At 73.8% G+C, this 22,812-nt stretch carries 25 protein-coding genes; 9 read left to right on the forward strand and 16 right to left on the reverse strand.

The features are described from left to right. Positions 1 to 12: 12 nt before the first annotated feature. Positions 13 to 495 carry a hypothetical protein gene (locus CHF15_RS35910; protein ID WP_089228107.1) on the forward strand — a complete coding sequence of 161 codons (483 nt, stop codon included), beginning with the start codon at positions 13 to 15 and terminating at the stop codon, positions 493 to 495. Positions 496 to 515: 20 nt separating this feature from the next. Here the strand turns inward: CHF15_RS35910 and CHF15_RS35915 are convergent, their stop codons facing one another. The 3 genes from CHF15_RS35915 to CHF15_RS35925 are packed head-to-tail and all read right to left on the reverse strand — an operon-like array spanning position 516 to position 3,720. Then, the gene (locus CHF15_RS35915; protein WP_089228108.1) at positions 516 to 1,175 is read right to left on the reverse strand and encodes a class I SAM-dependent methyltransferase; all 660 of its coding nucleotides are present in this window, start codon (positions 1,173 to 1,175) and stop codon (positions 516 to 518) included. 25 nt (positions 1,176 to 1,200) lie between these two features. Beyond that, positions 1,201 to 2,082: a diacylglycerol kinase family protein gene (locus CHF15_RS35920; protein ID WP_089228109.1), complete on the reverse strand. Its 882-nt coding sequence runs from the start codon at positions 2,080 to 2,082 to the stop codon at positions 1,201 to 1,203. Between the two features lie 51 nt (positions 2,083 to 2,133). Further along, complete coding sequence (locus CHF15_RS35925) at positions 2,134 to 3,720, reverse strand: FAD-binding oxidoreductase (RefSeq protein WP_089228140.1); 1,587 nt, start codon at positions 3,718 to 3,720, stop codon at positions 2,134 to 2,136. Positions 3,721 to 3,798: 78 nt separating this feature from the next. Here CHF15_RS35925 and CHF15_RS35930 point away from each other — a divergent pair, with 78 nt between their 5' ends. Both CHF15_RS35930 and CHF15_RS35935 read left to right on the forward strand, forming a co-directional pair. Beyond that, a complete protein-coding gene (locus tag CHF15_RS35930) occupies positions 3,799 to 4,398 on the forward strand; it encodes a TetR/AcrR family transcriptional regulator (RefSeq protein ID WP_089228110.1) in 600 nt (199 codons plus the stop codon). A 5-nt stretch (positions 4,399 to 4,403) separates the two neighbouring features. Continuing rightward, entirely contained in the window at positions 4,404 to 5,966 is a 1,563-nt protein-coding gene (locus CHF15_RS35935) for a glycerol-3-phosphate dehydrogenase/oxidase (protein WP_089228111.1), read from the forward strand. Between the two features lie 22 nt (positions 5,967 to 5,988). Here the strand turns inward: CHF15_RS35935 and CHF15_RS35940 are convergent, their stop codons facing one another. After that, positions 5,989 to 6,615: a TetR/AcrR family transcriptional regulator gene (locus tag CHF15_RS35940; RefSeq protein WP_089228112.1), complete on the reverse strand. Its 627-nt coding sequence runs from the start codon at positions 6,613 to 6,615 to the stop codon at positions 5,989 to 5,991. Positions 6,616 to 6,756: 141 nt separating this feature from the next. On the opposite strand from CHF15_RS35940, the gene CHF15_RS35945 reads away from it, so the two are divergent. Further along, positions 6,757 to 7,263 (forward strand): ATP-binding protein, encoded by a 507-nt coding sequence (locus CHF15_RS35945; protein WP_245939217.1) that lies wholly within the window; start codon positions 6,757 to 6,759, stop codon positions 7,261 to 7,263. An 84-nt stretch (positions 7,264 to 7,347) separates the two neighbouring features. After that, positions 7,348 to 8,178, forward strand: coding sequence for a thioesterase family protein (locus CHF15_RS35950; protein WP_089228141.1), 831 nt, complete (start codon positions 7,348 to 7,350; stop codon positions 8,176 to 8,178). Positions 8,179 to 8,222: 44 nt separating this feature from the next. Here the strand turns inward: CHF15_RS35950 and CHF15_RS35955 are convergent, their stop codons facing one another. The 4 genes from CHF15_RS35955 to CHF15_RS35970 are packed head-to-tail and all read right to left on the reverse strand — an operon-like array spanning position 8,223 to position 11,839. Continuing rightward, positions 8,223 to 9,164, reverse strand: a complete 942-nt coding sequence (locus tag CHF15_RS35955; protein WP_089228114.1) for an ornithine cyclodeaminase family protein — start codon at positions 9,162 to 9,164, stop codon at positions 8,223 to 8,225. Further along, positions 9,161 to 10,294 (reverse strand): aminotransferase class I/II-fold pyridoxal phosphate-dependent enzyme, encoded by a 1,134-nt coding sequence (locus tag CHF15_RS35960; RefSeq protein WP_089228115.1) that lies wholly within the window; start codon positions 10,292 to 10,294, stop codon positions 9,161 to 9,163. Before CHF15_RS35960 ends, CHF15_RS35955 begins: the two co-directional genes overlap by 4 nt. Next, entirely contained in the window at positions 10,291 to 10,938 is a 648-nt protein-coding gene (locus CHF15_RS35965) for a helix-turn-helix transcriptional regulator (protein WP_089228116.1), read from the reverse strand. Before CHF15_RS35965 ends, CHF15_RS35960 begins: the two co-directional genes overlap by 4 nt. Positions 10,939 to 10,984: 46 nt before the next feature. Continuing rightward, a complete protein-coding gene (locus CHF15_RS35970; protein ID WP_089228117.1) occupies positions 10,985 to 11,839 on the reverse strand; it encodes a serine hydrolase in 855 nt (284 codons plus the stop codon). A 536-nt stretch (positions 11,840 to 12,375) separates the two neighbouring features. Here CHF15_RS35970 and CHF15_RS35975 point away from each other — a divergent pair. After that, positions 12,376 to 12,738, forward strand: coding sequence for a DUF1330 domain-containing protein (locus tag CHF15_RS35975; protein ID WP_089228118.1), 363 nt, complete (start codon positions 12,376 to 12,378; stop codon positions 12,736 to 12,738). Positions 12,739 to 12,759: 21 nt separating this feature from the next. On the opposite strand, the gene CHF15_RS35980 is transcribed toward CHF15_RS35975, so the two are convergent. Beyond that, the gene (locus CHF15_RS35980; RefSeq protein ID WP_089228119.1) at positions 12,760 to 13,437 is read right to left on the reverse strand and encodes a FadR/GntR family transcriptional regulator; all 678 of its coding nucleotides are present in this window, start codon (positions 13,435 to 13,437) and stop codon (positions 12,760 to 12,762) included. A 3-nt stretch (positions 13,438 to 13,440) separates the two neighbouring features. Here CHF15_RS35980 and CHF15_RS35985 point away from each other — a divergent pair, with 3 nt between their 5' ends. Continuing rightward, the gene (locus tag CHF15_RS35985) at positions 13,441 to 14,709 is read left to right on the forward strand and encodes an MFS transporter (RefSeq protein WP_089228120.1); all 1,269 of its coding nucleotides are present in this window, start codon (positions 13,441 to 13,443) and stop codon (positions 14,707 to 14,709) included. A 9-nt stretch (positions 14,710 to 14,718) separates the two neighbouring features. Here CHF15_RS35985 and CHF15_RS35990 read toward each other — a convergent pair whose 3' ends face one another. After that, the gene (locus CHF15_RS35990) at positions 14,719 to 15,411 is read right to left on the reverse strand and encodes an SDR family NAD(P)-dependent oxidoreductase (RefSeq protein WP_089228121.1); all 693 of its coding nucleotides are present in this window, start codon (positions 15,409 to 15,411) and stop codon (positions 14,719 to 14,721) included. Positions 15,412 to 15,512: 101 nt separating this feature from the next. Then, a complete protein-coding gene (locus CHF15_RS35995) occupies positions 15,513 to 17,267 on the reverse strand; it encodes a CocE/NonD family hydrolase (protein WP_220093368.1) in 1,755 nt (584 codons plus the stop codon). A gap of 481 nt (positions 17,268 to 17,748) precedes the next feature. Here CHF15_RS35995 and CHF15_RS36000 point away from each other — a divergent pair, with 481 nt between their 5' ends. Continuing rightward, the gene (locus tag CHF15_RS36000; protein ID WP_179280110.1) at positions 17,749 to 19,029 is read left to right on the forward strand and encodes an MFS transporter; all 1,281 of its coding nucleotides are present in this window, start codon (positions 17,749 to 17,751) and stop codon (positions 19,027 to 19,029) included. A gap of 54 nt (positions 19,030 to 19,083) precedes the next feature. On the opposite strand, the gene CHF15_RS36005 is transcribed toward CHF15_RS36000, so the two are convergent. Together CHF15_RS36005 and CHF15_RS36010 are read right to left on the reverse strand one after the other, a co-directional pair. Further along, a complete protein-coding gene (locus CHF15_RS36005; RefSeq protein WP_089228123.1) occupies positions 19,084 to 19,653 on the reverse strand; it encodes a DinB family protein in 570 nt (189 codons plus the stop codon). A gap of 47 nt (positions 19,654 to 19,700) precedes the next feature. Beyond that, positions 19,701 to 20,153 (reverse strand): MarR family winged helix-turn-helix transcriptional regulator, encoded by a 453-nt coding sequence (locus CHF15_RS36010; protein ID WP_245939218.1) that lies wholly within the window; start codon positions 20,151 to 20,153, stop codon positions 19,701 to 19,703. 171 nt (positions 20,154 to 20,324) lie between these two features. On the opposite strand from CHF15_RS36010, the gene CHF15_RS36015 reads away from it, so the two are divergent. Continuing rightward, the gene (locus CHF15_RS36015; protein WP_089228125.1) at positions 20,325 to 20,702 is read left to right on the forward strand and encodes a hypothetical protein; all 378 of its coding nucleotides are present in this window, start codon (positions 20,325 to 20,327) and stop codon (positions 20,700 to 20,702) included. Between the two features lie 105 nt (positions 20,703 to 20,807). Here CHF15_RS36015 and CHF15_RS36020 read toward each other — a convergent pair whose 3' ends face one another. The 3 genes from CHF15_RS36020 to CHF15_RS36030 form a co-directional block, all read right to left on the reverse strand. Beyond that, a complete protein-coding gene (locus CHF15_RS36020) occupies positions 20,808 to 21,515 on the reverse strand; it encodes an SDR family oxidoreductase (protein ID WP_089228126.1) in 708 nt (235 codons plus the stop codon). Positions 21,516 to 21,749: 234 nt separating this feature from the next. Beyond that, positions 21,750 to 22,433, reverse strand: coding sequence for a response regulator transcription factor (locus tag CHF15_RS36025; RefSeq protein WP_089228127.1), 684 nt, complete (start codon positions 22,431 to 22,433; stop codon positions 21,750 to 21,752). A 130-nt stretch (positions 22,434 to 22,563) separates the two neighbouring features. Beyond that, a partial coding sequence (locus CHF15_RS36030) for an ABC transporter permease (RefSeq protein ID WP_143681716.1) occupies positions 22,564 to 22,812 on the reverse strand: 249 nt, incomplete at its 5' end.

The following is a 22,812-nucleotide window of genomic DNA, read 5'->3' on the forward strand; positions in this document are numbered from 1 at the left end:
CAGGATGGCGCGATGTCCGACTTCGGCATCGAGGGGTACCGGCCGCGGTGGGTGGGCGGTCGGGAGGCCGTCGTGCGCGAGCACGGGGCACGTCTGGGGTCCCTGGCGGGCCGCACGCTGACGGGCGTGTGGCTGGTGTGGGACGCCCGGGACGACCAGTGGTTCTGTGACTGCCCGGTACTGTTCGACTTCGCCGGCGAGCAGGTCGAGGTCAACCACAACAAGCTGGACGAGCTCTCGCTGACGTGGAACAGCGTCGACCCGCGCCGTCCGGTCGACTGGTTCGATTTCGACCTGCGGTGGCGTGCGGAACCGCTGGCGGGGTTGCGTGCTCTCCTCGGCCGCCGCCTCACGCGGGTCGATCTCTACGAATGGCTGGTCCAGGATGTCCCGTCCGGGACCGTGGACATCACCTTCGTGTTCGAGGAGACCCGGGTGAGGGTGTACAACGCCCTGGACGAGAACGGGCTGGACATCGGTCCGCCCGCAGGGTGACGGAGGAAGGGGCCCGGCCGTCAGGGCCGTTCGGGTTTTTCCGCGAGGAACGTGGCCACGGGGCGCTTCGCACCCGCGCCGGGCTCCTGCACCAGTCGTGCCGTGACGGTGAGGCCGGCCTCCTCGATCAGCGCGGCGATCCGCGGGGCCGGGAGCAGGTGCAGCCCGTAGGAGACCGGATGGCCGCCGTACGCGTGCTCCGGGTGGACGTGCTCGTCGTCGCCGGCCCAGCCGGCGAGCATCAGGTGGCCGCCGGGTGCCAGGACGCGGTGGACCTCGGCGAAGACGACGGGCAGCAGCTCGGGCGGCGTGTGGTGGGTCGAGTAGTAGGCGAGGGCGCCGCCGAGTTCACCGTCGGCGATGTCGAGCGCGGTCATGGAGCCGACGGTGAAGCGCAGGTGCGGGTGGGCCTCCCGGGCCAGCTCGACCATCCGCGGCGACACGTCGACCCCGTACGCGGGCACGCCCAGCGCGGCAAGGTGCGCCGTCACGTACCCCGGGCCGCATCCCAGGTCCGCCAGCGGGCCCCGGTCGGCGGTGCGGACGGTCTCGGCGAAGGCGGCCAGCATGGCGCGGGAGAGGGGGTCGAGTCCGTCCGGGGTGCTGACCTTGGCCGCGTAGTCGGCGGCGACGGTGTCGTAGGACTCACGGACCGCGGCGAGGTAGGCGTGTTCGGGCACCGCGCGAGCCTATCCACCGCACGGGTCAGCACAGCACCCGCAGGGCTCCCGGCCGGATCCGCGCGGTGACGGGGAGGGCGGCCTCCACCTCGCCGTCCGCGCCGTACGGGACCGCGCGGTCGGCCTCGATGCGGATCTCCTTGCCGCGCACGATCTCGACCTGGGGGCGTTCGACGTGCGCGCCGGTCTTGAGGTCGTTCATCAGCGCGAAGAAGAGGCGGCGCGGCGCGTCGTGGATCATGACGACGTCGAGCAGCCCGTCGTCGACCCGGGCGCCGGGCGCGATGGCCCGGCCGGAGCCGTAGTAGCCGGAGTTGGCGGCGACGACTGTGTAGCCGCGGCGTTCGTGGACGACGCCGTCGACGGTCACGCGGTAGGCCGCGGCACGCCAGCCGGCCACCGCCCGCAGGCCGCCCGCGTAGTAGGAGGCCGGACCGCGCAGCAGCCGGGAGGTGTTGGCGTGGTGGTTGGCGACCGCGTCGACGCCGGCGTAGACGCTGCCGAGGACGACGGTCCGGTCGTGGACCGCCGACTCGACCTCGATGGTGTCGACGGCGCGCGGCTCGTTCCGCAGCAGGATCCGGGCGAGTTCGGCTGGCCCGGTGGGCAGGCCGAGGGCGCGCGCGAAGTCGTTGCCGCGGCCGGCGGGGACGAGGCCGAGCACGGCACCGGTGCCGCTGAGGGCGCCGCCGATGCCGCCCACGATGCCGTCGCCGCCGACGGCGAGGACGACGTGCCCGCGCTCCCCGGCCCGGCGTGCCAGTTCCTGCGCGTGCCGGAGGCTGTCGCTGTAAGCGGTCTCCAGCTCCGCGCCCGCCTCCCGGAGCAGTTTCGCCAGCGGGAGGAGAGCTGCCGCCCCGGTGGAGCCCCCGGCGGTGGGGTTGACGACGGCCGTGAACTGTCGCATGTGGTGTGCCTCCGGGGACGGCGGGCGGGGTCAGCGGGTCAGCGGGCGGGGTCAGCGGGCGGGCAGCAGGATGCCCGGGTTGAGGAGCCCGTCGGGGTCGAGCGCGTCCTTGACGGCGCGCAGGGCCTCGATGCCGAGCGGTCCGGCTTCCCGGACGTACCAGTCGCGGTGGTCGGTGCCCACGCCGTGGTGGTGGGTGATGGTGCCGCCCGCGGCGAGGATGGCCTCGTTGGCGGCCGCCTTGGCGGGGGTCCAGTGCGCCACGGGGTCCTCGCCCTGCGCCGAGACGACGGTGAAGTAGAGTGAGGCGCCGTTCTCGTAGACGTGCGAGATGTGGCACATCACCAGCGGCGGGGTGCCGGCCGCCGCCAGCGTCGTGGTGAGGGCCTCGCGCACGGAGTCGTAGAGCTCCGCGATCCGGGACCAGAAGCCGGCGGTCTCCAGGGTCTCGGCGAAGGCGCCCGCGTCGAGGAGCGAGTCCCTCAGGTAGGGGGCGGAGAAGCGGCCGTGCGCCCAGCGCTCGCCGGGCTCCTCGCCCAGGTACTCGCCGCCGCACTCGCGCAGTACGGCCGCGGCCTGCTCCCGGCGCAGCGCGGTGTCCTGCGCGGTGCCCTCGTAGCCGGTGATCGCCGTGCAGCCGGCCGGGGCCGCGCCTTCCGAGCCGATGGCGTCGGGCTGGGCGAGGCCGACCATCGTCTCGGTCTCGTCGGAGAGGCGGAGCACCGTCGGGCGGGGCCCGTCCTGGGCGAGCCGGCGCAGGGCGGCGGCGCCCTCGGCGAAGGAGGCGAAGCGCCAGCCTTCGTAGACCTTGACCTGGGGGATCGGGCGGATCCGCACCGTCACGGAGGTGATGACGCCCAGAGCGCCCTCGGAGCCGAGGACGAGCTGGCGCAGGTCGGGGCCGGCCGCGGAGCGGGGGGCCCGCCCGGCGTCGAGGGTGCCCCGCGGGGTGGCGACGGTCAGGCCCAGCACCATCTCGTCGAAGCGGCCGTAGCCCGCGGAGGCCTGGCCGCTGGAGCGGGCGGCGGCGAATCCGCCGATGGTGGCCCACTCGTAGGACTGGGGGAAGTGGCCCAGGGTGAAGCCCTGTTCGGCCAGGAGCGCCTCGGCCTCGGGGGCGCGGAGCCCCGGTTGGAGGATCGCGGTCCGGGAGACGGCGTCCAGGGACAGCAGCCGGTTCATGCGGCGCAGGTCCAGCGCGACGAAGGGGCGCCGCCGCTGCGGGGCGAGGCCTCCGACGACGGAGGTGCCGCCGCCGAAGGGGACGACGGCGAGGCCGTGTTCGGCGCAGACCGCGAGGACCGCCAGGACCTCGTCGTGGCCGGCGGGCAGCACGACGGCCGCCGGGGTGTCGTCGACGTCGCCGGCGCGGATGCGCAGCAGGTCGGGGGTGGACTTGCCGCGCGTGTGGCGGATCCGGGTCTCGGCGTCCGTGCGCACGTGGGCCGGGTCGCCCACGCAGTCGACGAGGTCCTGCCGGGCCTCTTCGGTGAGCGGGGAGCCGGGTACGGCGATGTCCTCCAGGGCGGTGGTCTCCGCGCCTCGGGGCTTGACGCCCAGCAGGTCGCGCAGCAGGCCGGTCACGGTGTCGGGCAGCGGGGCCGCTTCGGCCGGGTCGCCCCAGCCGCTCCACAACATGTCCACGGGCTCGTCCTCACCGGTCGTTTCCGGGGGTGCAGTCTCCTGCGGCCCCCGCTGGGCGTTACACTGTGACACATGGCGCCTATTCGTCACAACACCTCGGACAGCGATCCGGTGCTCGACGCGGTCCGCGACTGCGTCCTGGCCGTCGGCGTCCGCCGTACGACCCTGACCGACGTGGCCCGCCGCGCCGGCGTCTCCCGTATGACGCTCTACCGGCGGTGGCCCGACGTGCGCACGCTCGTCGGCGACCTGATGACCCGTGAGTGGGTCTCGGTCGCGGTGCAGGCGATGCCCGAGCGGCGCGAGGACACCAGCACCCGGACGCACATGGTCGAGGGGCTGGTGGCGGGGGTGCGCGCCTTCCGCGCCCATCCGCTGTTCGTCAAGATCCTCGACGTCGACCCCGAACTCCTCCTCCCTTATGTGCTGGACCGCCGGGGTGCCAGTCAGGACGCACTGCTGGAGCTCATCGCCGGCGCCCTGGAGGAGGGCCACGCGGACGGCTCGGTCCGCCCCGGCCACACCGTCCGGCAGGCCCGTTCCGTGCTGCTGGCCGTCCAGTCGTTCACGCTCTCGCTGCGCACCATGACGGACGAGGACGACCCCGACCTCAACTCCGCGGCCTTCCTCGGGGAGCTGCGGGACATCCTGGAGAGGATCCTCGCCCCATGAGCCCCATGAGCCCCATGAGCAGCCCGGCCCCCTCCCCCGCGTCCTCGCTCACCGCCGCGCGGCGGTCCCGCGAACTGGCGGAACTCGCCGCCGGTGAGCAGGTGGACGTCCTCGTCGTCGGCCTCGGCGCGACCGGCGCGGGCGCGGCTCTCGACGCGGCGTCCCGCGGGCTGTCGGTCGCCGCGATCGACGCCCACGACCTGGCCTTCGGCACCTCCCGGTGGAGCTCCAAACTGATCCACGGCGGTCTGCGCTACCTGGCCTCCGGTCAGTTGGACGTCGCGTACGAGAGTGCGGTGGAGCGCGGCGTGCTGATGGAGCGCACCGCCCCGCATCTCGTCCGCGCCCAGCCCTTCGTGCTGCCGCTGACCCCGCTGGTCTCGCGCGGCCAGGCGGCGCTGGCCTGGTCCGGATTCCGGGCCGGCGACGCGCTGCGCCTGTCGGCCCGGACGGCGCGGGCCACGCTCCCGGCGCCGCGCCGGCTGTCCGCGGTGGAGACCCGCCATCTCGCGCCCGCCCTGCGCACGGCGGGGCTGCGCGGCGGCCTGCTGTCCTGGGACGGGCAACTCGCCGACGACGCCCGCCTGGTGACCGCGATCGCCCGGACCGCCGCGGCGCACGGGGCGCGTGTCCTGACGCGGGTGCGCGCGGTCTCGCTCGGCGGCTCGGGCGCCCTCGTACGCGACGAACTGACCGGCGCGGAGCACACGATCCGGGCCCGCGCGGTGGTCAACGCCTCCGGTGTGTGGGCGGGCGGCCTGGTGGACGGCGTGCGGCTGCGGCCGTCCCGGGGCACGCACCTGGTCCTGCGCTCCGACGGCCTCGGCGGCCTGCCCGCGGGCCTGCACATACCGGTCCCCGGCGAGTCCAACCGCTTTGTGCTCGTCCTGCCGCAGGGCGACGGCCGGGTGTACGTGGGGCTGACCGACGAGCCGGTCGACGGTGCCGTCCCCGACGTGCCGGAGGTGCCCGAGACGGACATCGGCTTCCTGCTCGACGTCCTCGGCACGGCGCTCGACGTCCCCGTCCACCGGGGGGACGTGGTGGGGGCGTTCGCCGGGCTGCGCCCGCTGCTCGACACCTCCGCCGACGGCTCGGGCAGCACCGCCGACATCTCGCGCAGGCACGCCGTGCTCACCTCCGCCGAGGGGGTGGTCACCGTCGTCGGCGGCAAGCTCACCACCTACCGCCGCATGGCCCAGGACGCCGTCGACGCGGCCGTCGCGGCCCGCGGGCTGGGCGCCGGACCCTGCCGCACCACGTCGCTGCCGCTCGTGGGCGCCGCCGCGCCGCACGTGCTCACCGGCCTGCAGGCCCCGCGCCGCCTGGTGCAGCGCTACGGCACCGAGGCCCCCGCCGTGCACGCCCTAGGGGCCGCCGACCCGGCCCTGCGGGAGCCGGTCGTCCCCGGCCACCCCGTCACGCGCGCCGAACTGGTGTGGGCCGTACGCCACGAGGGGGCGCTCGACACCGGCGACCTCCTCGACCGGCGGACCCGCGTCGGGCTCGTCCCGGCCGACCGCGAGACGGCGCTGAAGGCGGCCGAGGAGGCACTGGCAGGGGCGTGACACCCGGCCACCCGGCCCGGGATCACGGAGCCGCGGCGGGCCCGGGGGTGCGGTCCCCGGCGCACCAGCCCGCTTCGAGGCGGTCGAGGAGCGTGCGGTACGCGAGGTCCGCGCCTTCCTCGTCGCCGTCGGCGAGGGACGCGACGAGCATGCCGAAGGCGCCGTCCACCAGCATGCGGGCCTCGATACGGGCCCGTTCCCCGCTCATTCCGAGGCCCTCGAAGACGGGGGCGAGGAGATCTGCCCACTCGGTGATCACGCCGCCCAGGTAGGGGCCGTGCCGCTCGGGCCGCAGCATGGAGGAGGCCATCGACTGGAAGTACAGCGGCAGCAGCGCTCGCCGCTCGGGAGCGCGGATCTCCCGCCACAGCGCCTCCGCCAGGCGCCGCATGCCCGTAGCGTCCCGGGGTGTGCCGACGGCGTCGACGACCTTGCGGAAGCGCAGGATCGGCCGGTCGGCGTCCTGCGCGAGCGCCTCGGCGACGAGGCGTTCCTTGCTGCCGAAGTAGTAGAGGAGCATCCGGTCGCTGGTACCCAGAGCCTTGGCCATCGGTCGCAGGGACAGATCCGCCAGGCCGTGTGCGACCACGTACGCGCGCACGCGGTCGAGGAGTTCCCGCCGTTTGGCGGGATCGGCCCGTCGCGGCATCGCACACCTCCGGTTGGCCGATTCACCCGAATTGCCGTTTCTTTACCGTAGCACCCGCTACATGTATCTTTGGTGGATGTAGCGGGTGCTACAGGAAACGTCGCCGGGCTCCGCGCTCCGGCAGCGAAGGGAATGATCACCATGGCCACCCAGGCCGTCGGCACGGACGAGGCGCACACCCCCGCGTCCTGGCTCGCCAGGCAGCTCAGACTGTGGTCCCGCACGCTGGAGCCCGTGCGCCCCCTGCACGCACCGGCCGGACGCACCACCGCCCGGCACTCCTCCTGGCCGCTGGCGCACGAGCTGACCTCCGTCGGCCGCGCCCGCGGGCTGGTCAGGGCCCAGGCGGGCGGCTGGGGCCTCGGCGATCTCGCCGACACCCTGGAACTCCTGGTCAGCGAGCTGGTCACCAACGCCCTGCGCCACGCGCGCGGGCCGGTCCGGCTGAACCTGCGCGTCCAGGGCGCCTTCCTGCGGTGCGAGGTCGAGGACATCAACCCCCGCACCCCCGTCCGGCGCGTCGCCGACGGGGAGGCGGAGGGCGGACGCGGCATCGAGATCCTCGCGCTGCTCAGCGACGCCTGGGGCACCGACCGGACGGCGACCGGCAAGACGACGTGGTTCGAGCTGACGGTGCCCGCCGCCTGACGGACCGGCCCGCCCCGGTGACACGGCACCTACTCGCCAGTAGCCTCGGTTCCGTCGTCAGCGGGCGGGAGAACAGCGGTGAGCATGCCGGACCACAGTGATGTCGAGGCCTTCTACGAGCGGGTGGCGGACGATCGCTTCGTCCCGACCGCTCTCACACGCGGCCCCTGGGACGCCGCGAGCCAGCACGCCGGGCCGCCCGCGGCCCTGCTCGGCCGCGCGGTGCAGACGCGTCCCGGCGCCCGCGAGGACATGCGCCTGGTGCGGATCACCTTCGAGATCCACAGCCCGGTGCCGCTGGCCCCGCTCACGGTGACCACCCGCGTGCTGCGCGAGGGGCGCAGCGTGGAGCTGGTCGAGGCCTCCCTGGCGCCGGACGGCGGCGCGGAGATCATGCGGGCGCGGGCCCTGCGCATCCGCATCGCGCCCGGCACCGTACCCGCCGCGGGCCCCGGTGGCGATCCCGGTTCCGCAGCCCAGGAGCCCGCCCTTCCCGGACCCGGGCAGGCCCGCCCCGAGCCGTTCTTCCCCGTGCCGTGGGACACCGGCTACCACACGGCCATGGAGACCCGCTTCACCTCCGGGTCCTTCCTCGACCGCGGGCCCGCCACCTGCTGGCTGCGCATGCGCGTCCCGCTCGTCGCGGGAGAGAAGACCGCTCCCCTGGACCGCGTGCTGGTGGCCGCGGACTCCGGCAACGGCGTGAGCAACGTGCTGGACTTCTCCACGCACCTCTTCGTCAACCCCGATCTCACCGTCCACCTCCACCGCCACCCCGTGGGCGAGTGGGTCTGCCTCGACGCCCGCACCACCGTCGACCCCTACGGGGTGGGCATGGCGGAGGCCGCCCTCCACGACGAGCAGGGCCCCATCGGACGCGGTGTGCAGAGCCTGTTCGTCGCCCCGCGCCGCTGAGCCGCGTTGAGGTGCGGCGGGGCGGTCGCGGCCCGGCGCCGGCCTCAGCGCAGGAGTTCCCGGACCACCGCCGAGGCGACGGCGGCGTCGAGGGCGCCGACGCCCGTGAGGTCGGCGATCGTCACGGCGGTGTCCGTGCGGTCCGGCGGGGTGAGGAGCAGCGCCCCGAGGGGGACGTCGGCGTCCCGCGGTACCGCGCCCGCGCGGACGGCGTGCGCGAGGTCGCCGTGGTGGAGGCACTGTTCGTGGTCGTCGGTGGCGATGACGCCGGCGCGGGCGAAGAGCGCGGGCGGCAGCTCGTTCTTGTGCGGCATGTCCGCTCCGACGGCGGTGACGTGCGTGCCGGGGCGGACGGCGTCGGCGTCCAGTACCGGCGCGACGGCCGGTGTGGCGGTGACGACGATGTCGGCGCCCGCGGCCTCCGCCGCGGGGGCGGGCGCGGCGCTCAGCCCGTGCCCGGCCAGGTGGTCGCAGAAGGCGGCCGCCCGCCGTTCGTCGCGACCGTGGACGAGGACCGGGCCGACGGGTCGCAGCATCGCCAGCCACCGCACCTGGAGCCGGGCCTGCTCGCCGGTACCGAACACCCCGACGCTGCGGGCGTCGTGCCGGGCCAGCGCGTGGCCGGCGAGCGCCCCCGCGGCGGCGGTGCGCCAGGCCGTGAGGCGTCCGCCGTCGTCGAGGACGGCGCGGACCCGGCCGGTGTGCGCGCTGATGACGCAGACCAGGCCGTGGTTGACGGGTTCCCCGCGCAGCGGGTTGCGGTAGAAGCCGGAGGCGATCTTCACGGTGAAGTCGTCGGATCCGTCGATCCAGCCCGTCTTCACATGGCAGTCGCCGTCCGCGGCGGGGAAGTTCAGGTGGGTCGGCGGCGGCACGGTGGTGCGGCCCGCCGCGTGGGCGATCAGCGCGGCTCGGACGGCGTCCAGCACCAGCCCGGGCCGGGCGGCGGCCTCGATCTCCGCCGGGCCCAGGACGGGGACGGTCATCGGCGTGCCCGCAGCCAGCCGTCGAAGGCCTCCAGAGCGGGGGCGGGGTCGCGGCGCCCGATGCCGACGCGGAAGCGGTCGGCGGGCGTATCGGTGAGCTCGGAACGGTAGATGCTCGCGGGCAGCAGCAGGACCCCCGCCTGCTCGACGAGTTCGGTGCAGAAGCGCTCCACGCCCTCGGCGCCGAGGTAGCGGGGGTAGGCGACGCAGCCGCCGTCCGGTGCCCGCCAGGCGAACAGGTCGTCGAACCCGGCGAAGAAGGCGTCGAAGAGCGGGAGGTTGGCGGCGATCAGGGCGCGGTTGCGGTCCAGGATCCGGTCGCGGGCCTTGAGGGCGATCCGGGCGAGCACCTCGCTGGGCGCGGAGTTGCAGATCGTGGTGTAGTGCTTGGCACGCTCCAGCCGCGAGCGCAACCGCGGGTCCCGGCAGGCGATCCAGCCGATCCGCAGCCCGGGCAGGCCGAGCGACTTGGACGTGACGTTCAGCGACAGTGCCCGGTCCGACAGGTCGGCGGCCTGCGGCAGGGTGCGGGCCGGGTCGCGTTCGAGGCCGCGGTAGACCTCGTCACTGAACAGGTGGATGCCGCGCTCGTCGCAGAGCTCGGCCAGGCGCGCGAAGTCGGCGGCGCCGATGACCTTGCCGGTCGGGTTGTTGGGGAAGTTGACGGAGACGACGCGGGTGTTGGGGCGCAGCGCCGCCGCCACCCGGTCGATGTCCAGGGCCCAGTCCCGCTCGGGGTCGAGCGGGACGCCCGTCACCTCGCACAGCGAGAGCGGCACGGTCTCGGCCGCCTGGTAGTTGGGGGTGACGACGACCGCGTGGTCGCCGGGGCCGAGAAGCACCTGCATCGCCAGGTAGAGCGCCTCTTCGGCGCCGGCGAAGCAGATCACGTCGTCGGCGCCGGCGCGCTCGTAGGTCGCGGCGATCGCCTCGCGCAGCCCGGGGTCGCCACAGGTCTGCGTGTAACCGAGGGAGAGCGTCTCCCAGGCGTGCCGGTCCTCGGCATCGGCGAGTTCCAGCAGCTCGGGAAGGGTCATGGTCTCCGCGTCGGAGGCCGTCAGATGGTGCCGGGCGGTGAACTCCCAGCGGGAGAAGTACGTTTCCAGCCGGAAGTCGGGGAGTCGGCTCACGGGTGCTTCCTCTGTGCTTTGAGATCGGCGAGCAGGGCGTAGACGGTGGAGCGGGACGCCTGCAGGGCGCCGGCCACGACGGGCACCGCGCGGCGCATCGCGAACACCCCCGCCCGGTCGAGCTCCCCGAGGATCGCGAGCCGGTCCTCGCGGCCGAGGCGTTCCACCGGGCAGCCCCGTTCACGGGTGTAGGTGCCGACGGTGCGCTGCACATGCTCGGTCCAGTCCTGCTCGAAGAGCGGCTCCGGGCGCGGCACGGTGGGCGCGGCGAAGGAGGCGAGCACCGACGCCGCCTGCTCCAGGGGTGTCCGGTCGAGGTTGACGCACAGCACCGCGGAGGGCTCGCCGTCGGCATCCCGCAGGACCGCGCTCACGGACGAGAGCCTGCGCCCGTCGGCGAGCAGCTTCTCGTACGGGCCGTAGACGTCGTGCGCGGACGGGTCCAGCCCGTCGAGCTCGCCCAGCAGCGAGGGGTCACCCGCGGTGCGCCGCGTCATCGGGTTCCAGATCCCCAGGACGCGGTCGTCGGCCACGTCGTGCAGGACCACCTCGGCGTACGGGCTCAGCAGCAGGGCCACGGCCTGGCACACCGGGGCCCACTGCCGTACCCGGGGGTCGCCCTCGTCAACTCGCGCCTTCTCCATGGCTGGACTGTACGTCCAGCCTGGACGAAAAGTACAGCCGCGGCGTCTAGGCCGCGTCGAGGTCCTGGTGGATCGCGCGGGAGACGGCCTGGATGGTGGCGATGCCGGAGGCCATCGTCTTGTCGTCGTCGGTGAGGACGGTGACGGTGTAGTCGTGCCCGCCGCCGGTGAAGGCGCCCAGGCTGTGCACACGCCAGCCGTGGGTCGCGCGGGAGAGCCAGCCGTTCTTGACGTGGACGACCGCGGAGTCGGGGGCGCCCGCGGGGGTGCCCCAGCGCTGGGAGGGGACGACCTGGTTCATCAGCTTGAGGGCGTAGGCGCGCGCGTTGCCGCCGAGCACGGCGTTCGGGGTCGTGAGCAGGTCCAGCAGCTTCTGCTCGTCCCCGGCGGTGATCTGGGTGAGGCCCCAGGCCCCGGCGGCGCCCGGCGTGGTGTGGTTCATCCCGGCCGCGGCCAGGAAGTCGTCGACCTCGGCGACACCGAGCTGCTTCCACAGCGCGGTCGTGGCGTCGTTGTCCGACTTCGTGATCATGGCGGTGGCGAGTCGCGCCTCGCGGGAGGTGAGGTGGCGGTGGTGCTGCTGCGCGTCCCGCAGAAGGGTCGCCAGGACGGTGACCTTGACCGTGCTGGCGGAGTCGAAGTGCTGGTCCGCGCGGAGCGCGCAGGCCGTCCCGGTGGTGCGGTCGTGCAGGGAGACGGCGGTACGGGCGGTGCCGCCCGCCAGCGCCTTCGTGATGTCCCGCTGGAGTTCCGCGGCCAGGCCCGGCGCCGCGGAGGCGCAGCTCACCCGGGGCGTCGCGGAGGCCGCCTCCGCCGTCGCGGCTCCCGCGGCCACGGGTACCGCCACGCCTGCGACGGCCGCCGCCGCCACGGCTCGCCGGGATATTCGCGTATGACCCATGTCACTCCGTCCATCGGGTTGCTTCAGGCCGGGCTGACTGCCCAGTGTGGGCGGACGGTTGGACAGGGCGGGATGTGATGTCGGCTACGTCCGGCCGGGGCGGCGGCGGCTTCGGCGGGCCCGCCGCGGCAAGGTCCCCGGCCGGCCGGAGGGTTCACCGCGGGGACCCCGGGGGGCGAAGGCGGGGCCACCGCGGGAGGCCGTTCCGTGCGGCCGTCACAACGGTCCTCCTGCCCTGATTCCACGTGTCCGTCGGGTTGCTGACGGCCCGTCGACCGCGGGCGAAGCGGCAGCCGCGGAGGCCTCCTCCGTGCGTGAGGGCGAGCGCCACTCCGGCCCCCGGCGCACGTTCCGGACGGGTCCCCGCACCGGACCTCGCAGCCATGTCCGAACCGTGGCGATATGACCCGAATGTGATGAAGCTCGCACGCCCGCGATTACCTCCGGCGTCATCGACCGGCCCGGAGGCACCCCGGCAGGATCAGGGCCGTCGGACGGAACGGACGCCGGACACCCACGACCCCCAGGGAGCAGCCATGACCGCCTACGCCGTCGGCCACCTTCGTCCCGCGCGGCCCCACGAGGAGGTCTTCGCCTACATGGAGCGCATCCAGGACACCCTGGACCCCTTCGGCGGCCGCTTCGCCGTCCACGGGGCGACCGTGGAGGTCGTCGAGGGGCGGTGGCCGGGGACGGTCGTCCTGATCGAGTTCCCGGACATCGACCGGGCGCGCGCCTGGTACCGGTCGGACGCCTACCAGGAGATCCTTCCGCTGCGCACCCGCCACCTGGACGGCGAGGTCGTCCTCGTCGGCGGAGTCGGCCCCGGCTACGACGTCGGCAGGACCGCCGCGCGGCTGAGGGAGGAGGCCGTGCGGACGGGCGCGCTGCCGGCGTGACGGGCCGCACGCCCGCCGGGCTCAGCCGCCGAGCCGGCAGCCGGAGGTGTGGGAGGCGGCTTCCCCGGTCGCAGTGGCCGCGTCGCCGGCGCGGATGGCGTCCAGCAGGCGCGCGTGGTCCATGTGGTCCCCGGGGCGCAGCGCGGGGGCGCCGAAGTGCTCCTTCAGGGAGTCCCTGACGACCTGGCCCAGGTCCGCGTAGAGCTCGGCCAGCACCTCGTTGTGCGAGGCGGCCACCACGGCCAGGTGGAAGGCGCTGTCCGCGTCCACGAACGCGTCCCGGTCGCCCGAGTCCCAGGCGCGTTCCCGCAGGGCCAGCAGCATGTCGAGCCGGGCGAGGTCCTCCGCCGTGCGGCGTGTCGCGGCCAGGCCGGCCGCGGCCGACTCCAGGGCACCGCGCACCTCGGTGACGTCCCGCTGCCCGGCCTTCTCGAAGCGGCGCCGCATCACCCCGGAGAGCTCGCTGGTCGCCGCGACGTACGTGCCCGAGCCGTGGCGTATGTCCAGCAGCCCGTTGTGGGCGAGGGCGCGCACGGCCTCGCGGACGGTGTTGCGGGCCACGCCCAGCTGCCGGACGAGTTCCGGCTCCGTCGGGATACGCGAGCCCACCGGCCAGGCCCCGGAGGTGATCTGGCGGCGCAGTCCGGACACCACCTGCTCGAAGAGCCCGGAAGGACGGGACACGGGACGTAGACTCATCCCATGATTATACGCCGCAGGGTCCCGGGCCGGTCCGCGGAACGGCGCGATCCGGCCCGGCCGGGCGCCCGCGCGCGCACCCGCGGCCTCGCGGTGGTGGCGCTACTGCTGGTGGCGTTCAACCTCCGTCCCGCCGTCACCAGCCTCGGCCCCGTCCTGGCCGAGGCGCGGTCCGCCCTCGGGATGAGCGGTGCCGTGGCCGGGCTGCTCACCTCCGTGCCGGCGCTCTGCTTCGCCCTGGTCGGCGTCGCCGCGCCCCGGCTCGCCCGCCGGTACGGGCCCTCGGCGGTCGTCGCGGCGGGTACGGCCGTGGTCGCCGTGGGGCTCGTGCTGCGGCCCCTCGCCGGCGGCACCGTGCTGTTCCTGGCGCTCAGCGCCTTCGCGCTCGCCGGGATCGCCGTGGCCAATGTGCTGCTGCCGGTGGTCGTCAAGCAGCGCTTCCCCGACCAGGTCGGCCGTATGACCGGCCTCTACTCCATGGCGCTCAACCTGGGCGCCGCGGTCGCGGCCGCCGCGACCGTGCCGCTGTCCGGGGCGTTCGGCGGCGAGTGGCGGTGGGGGCTGGGGGCCTGGGGTGTGGTGGCGGCCCTCGCCGTACCCCCGTGGATCGCGCTGGCACGCATCCGTACGGCGGACCGGGCGCCGCAGTCCGCGTCCGTGCCGCCGCCCGGCCCCGCGTCGGGGCCGGGGCCGGGGCCCGGCGCCGGGATGACCCGCTCCCCCACCGCATGGGCGCTCGCCGCGTACTTCGGCCTGCAGGCCGGTGCCGCCTACGTCGTCATCGGCTGGCTGCCCCAGATGTTCCGCGACGCGGGGCTGCCGCCCGGGACGGCGGGCCTGCTGTTCGCCGTCACCTCGCTGCTGGGGGTGCCGCTGTCCTTCGCGCTGTCCGCCCTCGCGGGGCGGCTGCGGCGGCAGAGCGGCATCGCGGTCGCGCTCGGGGTGTTCGGGCTGGCCGGCTACGCGGGGCTGTGGGCGGCGCCGGCCGCCGCGCCCTGGGTGTGGGCGGTGCTGCTCGGCGTCGCCAACTGCTCGTTCCCGCTCGCCCTGACGATGATCGGGCTGCGCGGCCGGAACAGCGCGACGGTGGTACGGCTCTCCGCGTTCGCCCAGAGCACCGGCTACCTGCTGTCGATCCCCGTCCCGTTCCTGGTCGGCGCGCTCTACGAGCGCACCGACGGCTGGCGGGTCCCCCTGGTCCTCCTGGCCGTCCTGATGGTGGCGCAGCTGGCCGCCGGCGTGCTCGCGGGGCGGGACCGGAGCGTGGGCTGACCGCGTGGGTCACCAGGGCAGGGGGCCGTCCGGACCGGAGAAGGTCCCGGTGGGACCGTCCGGGCCGAGGGTCGCCAGCCGGACGATCACCTCGGCGCCCTCCTCGACCGTCCCGCTGCCGCTTCCGTACGGGTCCGTCCCGGTCAGCCCCGGCTCGGCGGCGTTGACGCGCAGGCCGGGCAGGGCCTTCGCGTACTGCACCGTGAGCATGTTCAGCGCCGCCCTCGACGACGCGTAGACCGGCAGGAGGATCCTTGCTTCCGGGCGGCCCGGATCGGTGACCGTCCCGAACGAGCCGAACACCGAGCTGACGTTGACGATGACGGGCGCCTCGGAGACCGCGAGCAGGGGCAGGAAGGCGTGCGTCATGCGCACCGCGCCGAAGACGTTGGTCTCGAAGACCTGGCGCATGACGGCCGCGGTGACCTCATCGGCCCCGCGCATGCCCTCGAAGGCCCCGGCCCCGTTGACCAGGACGTCGAGCCGGCCCTCCCGGCGGGTGACGTCCGCCGCGGCCGCCGCGACGGAGGCGTCGTCGGTCACGTCCAGGGGCAGGAAGTGCGCCCCGAGCTCGTCGGCCGCCGCGCGGCCGCGGCCCTCGTCGCGGCCGCCGACGTGCACGGTGTGCCCCAGCCCGATCAGCCGGCGGGCGGTCTCCCGGCCGAGGCCCCTGGTGCCGCCGGTGATCAGTGAGACGGTCATGGGACTCCCCTGTGCCGGTGCGGATCTCCGTCGCCACAGGGATCCGTACCGCGCACGCCGGAATCCTCACCTCCCCGTGCCCCCGTCGCTGCGCGGCTGCGTCACCCGGCCGGCCGGGCGTTCCGGGGCACGAAGGGGAGCAGCAGGTGGGAGGGGTGGGCGGGGCCCGAGACGAGGGTGGTCGTACCGGCGAAGACCTCGGACGGCCGGTCGTCGGGGTCGTTGTGCAGGAAGATGCCGTGCCCCTTCATCGGTACGCCGTACGTGCTGGGCCAGGGGCCGTCGCCGGGCAGCTCGAAGTCGCGTCCCGTGACGGTGAGGGCGACCCTGTGGCCGGCCGGCACCACGACGGAGGTGGGCCAGATCTCCACGTCGAGTGCCACGACCTCGCCCGGGGTGAGCGGCTGCGGCCGGTCGTGCGTGTGCCAGGGCCGGTGCGGCAGGCTGCGCTCGGGGTCGGTGGCACGGTGGGAGGCCCTCAGCCAGCCCGCCCCGACCACTCCCGCGGGGTCGAGCCCGCTGACGAAGGTGACGTCCGCGCCGTCAGGGTCGAGCACCCGCAGGGTGAGGAACAGGTCCGCGTCGGTGGTCGTGGACGCGATGTGGAGGCGGGCGGCCGCGGGCCCGGTGATCTCGGCGTCCTCGGGGAACGGCTCGGTGGTGAAGGTCAGTCCGTCGCCGGCCGCGTCGAAGTCGGCGCTCGCCTCCTCGCGGGCGGCCTCCTCGCCCATCGTCAGGGCGCCTGCGTTCAGCTGGAGTTCGGTCCACCTGGTCCGGGCGAGGGGCCACTCCCGCTCCGGGCGCCGCTCGAACGCGCCGTCCACGTGCCGGACGTTGAGCTGGACGGGCGGCTGAAGGTCCCAGCCGGTGTCCTCGCCTTTGAGGAAGTGGCCGAAGAAGCGCTTCTGAAGGGCCACGCCGTAGTCGGTGTAGAACTCCGCGAAGTGCTCCAGGCCGTGCACCTCCAGCCACTTGTCCGCCGAGCCGACGCGGGCGTACCCCTCGAAGCCGCCGCGGGTGTGCAGGTGGTGGGCCCAGTTGGTGGCCGACAGGACGGGCACGGTGATCTTCTCGAGCTCCGGTGAGCGCTCCCGGTAGTAGGCCTCGTCCAGCGGACGGGAGAGCAGTTCGGCCGGCGCGTCGGTACGCAGTGCCGCCAGTTCCGGTTCCAGGCGCGTGCCGGGGCCCGCGACGAACTCGCCGGTGTTCGGGTTGCGCGCGCCGCGCTCGCCGACGCCGTGCTGCACCGAGGCGACCTGGGCCGGGTACCACACGGAGGTGAAGGTGTTGAGGATCCCGCCGTGGCGGGCGAACTCCCGGTAGAGGTCGCTGGCCCCCTCCCAGGGGCAGATGGCCGCGAGGTGCGGCGGGCGCAGGGCCGCCACCTGCCACTGGTTCACCGCGTAGTACGAGATGCCGAGCAGGCCCACCTTGCCGCTGCTCCACGGCCGGGTGCCCGCCCACTCGATGCAGGCGCGGTAGTCCTCGGTCTCGCGCGGGGAGAAGATGTCGAGCAGGCCCGGCGAGCGGCCTGCGCCGCGCGAGTCCACGCGGACGCACGCGTACCCCTCCGGCACCCACTTCTCGGGGTCGACGGTCTCCCAGTTCTGGTACCGGTTGGACGAACCGGCGGTGACGTCCGGGTACTTGGTGGACAGCGGCCCCCACATGCCCGGGTAGCCCTCCTGGAAGGCCAGTCCCTTGGCATACGGTCCATGGGTCATGATCACGGGATGGCGCCCCTCGGCCACAGGGCGGTAGACGTCCGCCCGGAGCACCACTCCGTCGTCCATCGGGATCGGGACGTCCCAGTCGATGCGCATGCCGTCCCGGACCTCGCTGCTGTGGCTTCCCATCGTGCTCTCCGTTCGTCGACCGGCGTTCGGGGTCACGTCGCACGGGGGGCCGCACGGCGGGACTCCCGCCGGGAGGCGGTGCTGGTACTGGTGCCGGGGCCGGTGTCCAGCCCGGGACGTGGCGGCCGCGGCGCTTGAACTCAAGGGTCTCTCCGGTCGTCGTCCCGCCGGCGGGCCTGACGCTCCCCGAGGCGGCGGGACAAGGGCGCGTAAGCGCGACCGTAACACAAGTGCATGCGTAAGCAAATAGTCACGGACATCTGTCCGCTCAACCGTGGACCCCCGTGCCCGCGACCTGGGAATCGCTCGCACCGCAGCAACCACTCGCTCCGTGATGGAGGCGTCGCGGGGTCGCGCGCGATGTATTGACAGCCCTCCACGTGTCGCTCATCGTTGCGGCCAGCACGTCACGTGTACGTCATACGGACAGTCGTCCGTTCAAACGTGCGACCCCCTGTCGTCGTCCCCCAAGGAACCTCACGTGATCGACGGACCCCTTGCGAAGGCCGCTCCCGCCCCGCCTTCACCCAGGCCCCTCACACGCGCCGGTGCCGCCGTCGGCTTCGCGGTGCTGTGCGTCTCGTACATGGTCAACGCCATGGACCGGCAGGTCTTCTACCCCCTGCTGCCGGAGATCCGCGCGGAGTTCGGCTTCTCCCTCGACCAAGGAGGGCTGCTCGCAACCGGTTTCACGCTCGGCATGGCCCTGGTCGGACTTCCCACGAGCTACCTGATGGACCGGATCGGCCGCAGAAGCGTCCTCGTGCTGAGCGTCGTCGTCTACTCCCTGGGCACCCTGGCGATCCCCTTCGCCGCCGGCTTCGCCGACATGGGCGTCTACCGGCTACTCTCCGGCGTGGGTGAGGGCATGCAGGCCACCGCCCTGTACGCGGTCATCGGCGCCTACTTCTTCCACCGCCGGGCGGTCGCCGCCGGCGTCGTCGGCGTCGCCTTCGGCGCGGGCGTCTTCCTCGGTCCGCTGATCGGCAACGGCGTCGCCGGCACCTGGGGAGGCTGGCGCGACCCGTTCTACGTGTTCGCGGCCGCCGGCCTGGGCATCGCCCTGCTCATCACCGCCACCGTCAGCCGCACCATGACCGAGGCGGTCACCGGCTCCGGACCCGGCGGCGGCACGCCCGCCGACCGCTACGACCACGTGCCGGCCGGCCCCTGCAACCGCAACACCCTGGGCATTGGCGTCGTCTGCGCCGTGACCGGCCTGGTGAACTACGGCTTCCTCGGGCTCTACCCGACGTTCCTGCGCGAGCACCTCGGGCTCGGCGCCGGGCAGGCGGCGCTGGCCGTCTCCTGTTTCGGCTTCGGCGCGATGATGGCGCTGCCGGCCGGCTGGCTCGGCGACCGCGTCAACCAGCGGCTCCTGCTGGCCGTCGGGTTCGTGGCCACGTCCGGCACCGCGGCGCTCACCTACCAGTACGCCACGTCGGCCCCGGCCCAGTACGCCCTCGCCTTCCTCATGGGCACCTTCGCCAGCGGCATCCTCTTCACCAACTGCACCACCGCCATGCAGCGCGCCGTGCGCCCCGAACTCGTCGGCCGGGGCTCGGGCCTGTTCATGCTGACGTACTACGTTCCGGCCGCGTTCTCCGGGCTGCTCTTCGCCCGACTCGTCGACGCGCTCGGCTGGGGCGGCGCCGGCCTCTGGCAGCTGACCGTCCTGCCCCTGCTGGGACTTGCCGGGCTCGCGCTGGTCGACACCTCGAGGATGGTCGTACCGAACCGGGCGTCCGCCCGCGGCCGCTAGGCGGCGGGCGGGCCGGACGAGGTGGGGCCGGGGTCGAAGGACCCCGGCCCCACGTCACTGGCCGACCCTGCCGTCGACGCACTCGCGCAGCAGGTCGGCGTGACCGCAGTGGCGGGCGTACTCCTCGACCCTGTGCACGAGCAGTTCCCTGACCGCCATCCCGTCCTTGCCCACGCGCGCGCCCGGCTCCGGGTGCTCCGCCAGCGCCGCGTCGGTCGCGGCCTGCTCGCGCTCCAGGTCGCGGTAGGCGGCGTCGACCACGGCCTGATCGGCGACGGCACCGTCGAAGTCCGCGTCACGCGGGCCGTACAGCTTCGGCAGCGGTTCGCCGTCGCTGATCCAGTTCCGCCAGTCGCGTTCCACCTCCGCGAGGTGCCGGACCAGGCCGAGCAGCGACATCGTCGACGGCGGGACCGAACGGCGGGCCAGTTGCTCCGCGTCCAGGCCCTGGCACTTCATCCGCAGGGTCATGCGGTAGCTCGTCAGGTAGTCGTGGAGAGTGGCGAGCTCGCCCTCCGGGCTCGGGCCGTCGGTGTTGCGGGGGTCGTCGTCCGGGTCGACCCACATGTCGGGGTAGACGGTCGCCTGGGTCCATCGCGTCGCTCGGTCGGTCATGCCCCGCATGCTGGCCCCTCACGGCCCGAGTGCGCCACCGGGTTTGCCCGGAGACGCTAGCCCAGGTGCTCCGCGACGCTTTCGAACTGGACGGCCATGCTCGCGAGGGAGGCGGAGTCCACGTGGTCCATCACGCGCCTGCGCGCACTGGCCAGGAGCGACGGGTAGGCGGCCTCCAGCCGTTCCAGCCCGCCCTGGGTCAAGGTCGCCACGCTGCCCCGCGCGTCCACCTCGTGCCGGCGCTTGGCCACCCAGCCGCGGGCCTTCAGCGAGTCGACCACCCGTGAGATGCGGCTGGCCGAGAGGCGGGTGAGCTCGGCCAGATCGATCATCCGCAGTTCGCGGTCCTTGGCCTCGGACAGGAACATCAGCACCGAGTACTCGGACAGCGTCAGCCCGGTCGACTTCAGAAGGTCGTCATCCAGAGCCTTCGGCAACGCGGTCATCACGCGTTGCAGGGCACGCCAGAAGCGCTCTTCTTCTGCGTCCAGGGGAGCATCCGCCGTCATTGCCATAGCTTAACCCGCCGGTACGGCGCCTACGGCCTCCTCGTCGTGCGTCAAGAGGGCGGGCTCGGAACCGGCCATATCTAGTTGAATCGTTGACCATTTCCTCGCGGCCGGGCCAGGCTGGGACGCCTCAGCACCCCATCTCCCCGCCCCGCGTCACGAAGGAGAGTCATGCACGGATTCGGTTACAAGCGCGCCGCAGCGGCCGCGGCGGCGACCGCCGCCGGACTTCTGCTGGGGCTGGCCCCCACCTCGGCGTCGGCGACGTCCGGCCCGATCGCCGTGGACAGGGGGGACTCCCGGTGCACCACCGCGGGCAGCCTCTGCGTCTTCGAAACGGAGTGGTTCACGGGGCGCACGGCGCTCTACCGGGACGTCGACACCGACTGCGTGACGGCGCCGTACGGGATCCTCGCGAACATCAACATGACGGACCGGCCCGTCACGTTCTACAAGAACACGGACTGCACGGGCCCCTCGACGACCGAGCCCGCGGGGAACCTCCACTCCTGGAAGTCCCTCGGCCCCATGTACAGCTTCCACGCCTGACCGCCCGCACGCCCTGACGGCGCGCTTCCGGCGGCCGGCCTCCCCCGCCCCCCTGCGGCGGCCCGCTCAGGGACGCCGCCAGGGGGGCGGCAAGGGGACCGGTCGTCACCAGGGGAGCGCGCCGTTGCGGTCGAAGTAGCCGCCGGTCGGGCCGTCGGAGCCGACGAGCGCCATGCGGACGATGATCTCGGAACCCTGCTCGACCGTCTGGAAACCGGTGTTGCCGTTCAGGTCGGTCTTCGTGAAGCCCGGCTCGACCGAGTTGATCCGGAAGTCCGGCAGCGCCTTCGCGTACTGGACGGTGATCATGTTCACCGCCAGCTTCGACGCCGGGTAGTCCATGCCCGGGAACATGTAGGCCGGCTGGTCCGGGTCGGCGACGTGGTGCAGCGAACCCAGACCGCTGCTGACGTTGACGACGACCGGGGAGGCGGACTTCCGGAGCAGCGGCACGAAGGCGTGGAGGACGCGTACGACACCGAAGACGTTGGTGTCGAAGGTCTTCCGCATCTCGTCGGCGGTGGTCTCCACGGTGGGCACGACGCTGTTGTCCGCCCGGCGCACCTCGATGCCGGCGTTGTTGATCAGCACGTCCAGGCCGCCTTGGGCCTCGACCGTCCGCGCGGCGGTGGCGACGGAGTCGTCGTCGGTCACGTCCAGCCGGACGAAGGACGCGCCCAGCCGCTCGGCGGCCTGACGGCCCCGCTCCGCGTCGCGGGCGCCGATCCACACGGTGTGGCCCTCCGCGATCAGGCGGCGCGCGGTCTCGTAACCCAGCCCCTTGTTGGCTCCCGTGATCAGTGTGGTCGTCATGGTGTCACTCCCGACGTAGGTGTGTTCGTTCTCCGACGCATCCACAGTGCGGCGGAGCGGGGCGCCCAGGGAGTCGTCCCGTTTTCCTGGGACTCGCGGTACCAGCGGCCTTCCGCCGCCCGCGGCGCCGGGCTGTGACGCGGTCCACAGACCGTCCGGGACGGTACCGGACCCCGAGGTCCTGGACAGCCCCTCGGACGCCGGCAGGGCGGCCGGGCGCTGAGCGCCGGGCGTCTACGTACGGCTGGCTGCGGTGCCGCCGGTGCCGATGCGGTAGCCGACCCCGGGCACCGTGACGATGAGCCATGGTTCGCCGAGGCGCTTGCGCAGTGCGGAGACCGTGATGCGGACGGCGTTGGTGAAGGGGTCGGCGTGGTCGTCCCAGGCCCGCTTCAGCAGTTCTTCGGCGCTGATGACACCGCCTTCCGCGGCGACGAGGACTTCGAGGACGGCGAACTGCTTGCGGGTGAGCGCGACATGGCGTCCGTCGCGGAAGACCTCACGGCGGAAGGGATCCAGCCGCAGGCCCGCGATCTCACGGACCGGAGGCCGGGCGTACGCGCGTCTGCGGTCGAGCGCCCTCAGCCGCAGGACGAGCTCCCGCAGCTCGAACGGTTTGGTGAGGTAGTCGTCCGCGCCGAGCCCGAACCCGGAGGCCTTGTCGTCGATCCGGTCGGCGGCGGTGAGCATGAGGATCGGGATGCCGCTGCCGGAGGCGACGATGCGCCGGGCGACCTCGTCGCCGGACGGGCCGGGGATGTCGCGGTCGAGGACCGCGAGGTCGTAGGAGTTGACGCTCAGCAGTTCCAGGGCCGAGTCGCCGTCGCCGGCGATGTCGGCGGCGATCGCCTCCAGCCGCAGACCGTCACGGACGGCCTCGGCCAGATAGGGCTCGTCCTCGACGATCAGTACACGCATGCCCGAAGCCTAGACAGCACGACATATCGCCGGCGTATGCATCGGCGGGTGCAGGCCGGACCGCTCTGCCTTCGCCTGGGCGTTCGCACCCGGCACCCGCGGCCACCGGGTGCCGGGTGCGTGCACGGGGTCAGGAGGGCGCGCGCAGGGCGTCGACGGGTTCCATGCGGGCGGCGCGCAGCGACGGGTAGAGGCCGGCGAGCAGGCCCACGAGGGCGCCGGCCACCGGGGCTCCGAGGGCCAGGCCCAGGTCCAGCACCGGTGTCCAGTGCTTCACGGCGGCCACGCAGACGACGGCCACCACGCCGAGCGCCGCGCCGACGACGCCGCCGAGGAGCCCGATGGTGGTGGACTCCGCCAGGAACTGCCCGGCCACCTG

The sequence above is a fragment of the Actinacidiphila glaucinigra genome (assembly GCF_900188405.1).
GTDB classification, from domain to species: domain Bacteria; phylum Actinomycetota; class Actinomycetes; order Streptomycetales; family Streptomycetaceae; genus Actinacidiphila; species Actinacidiphila glaucinigra.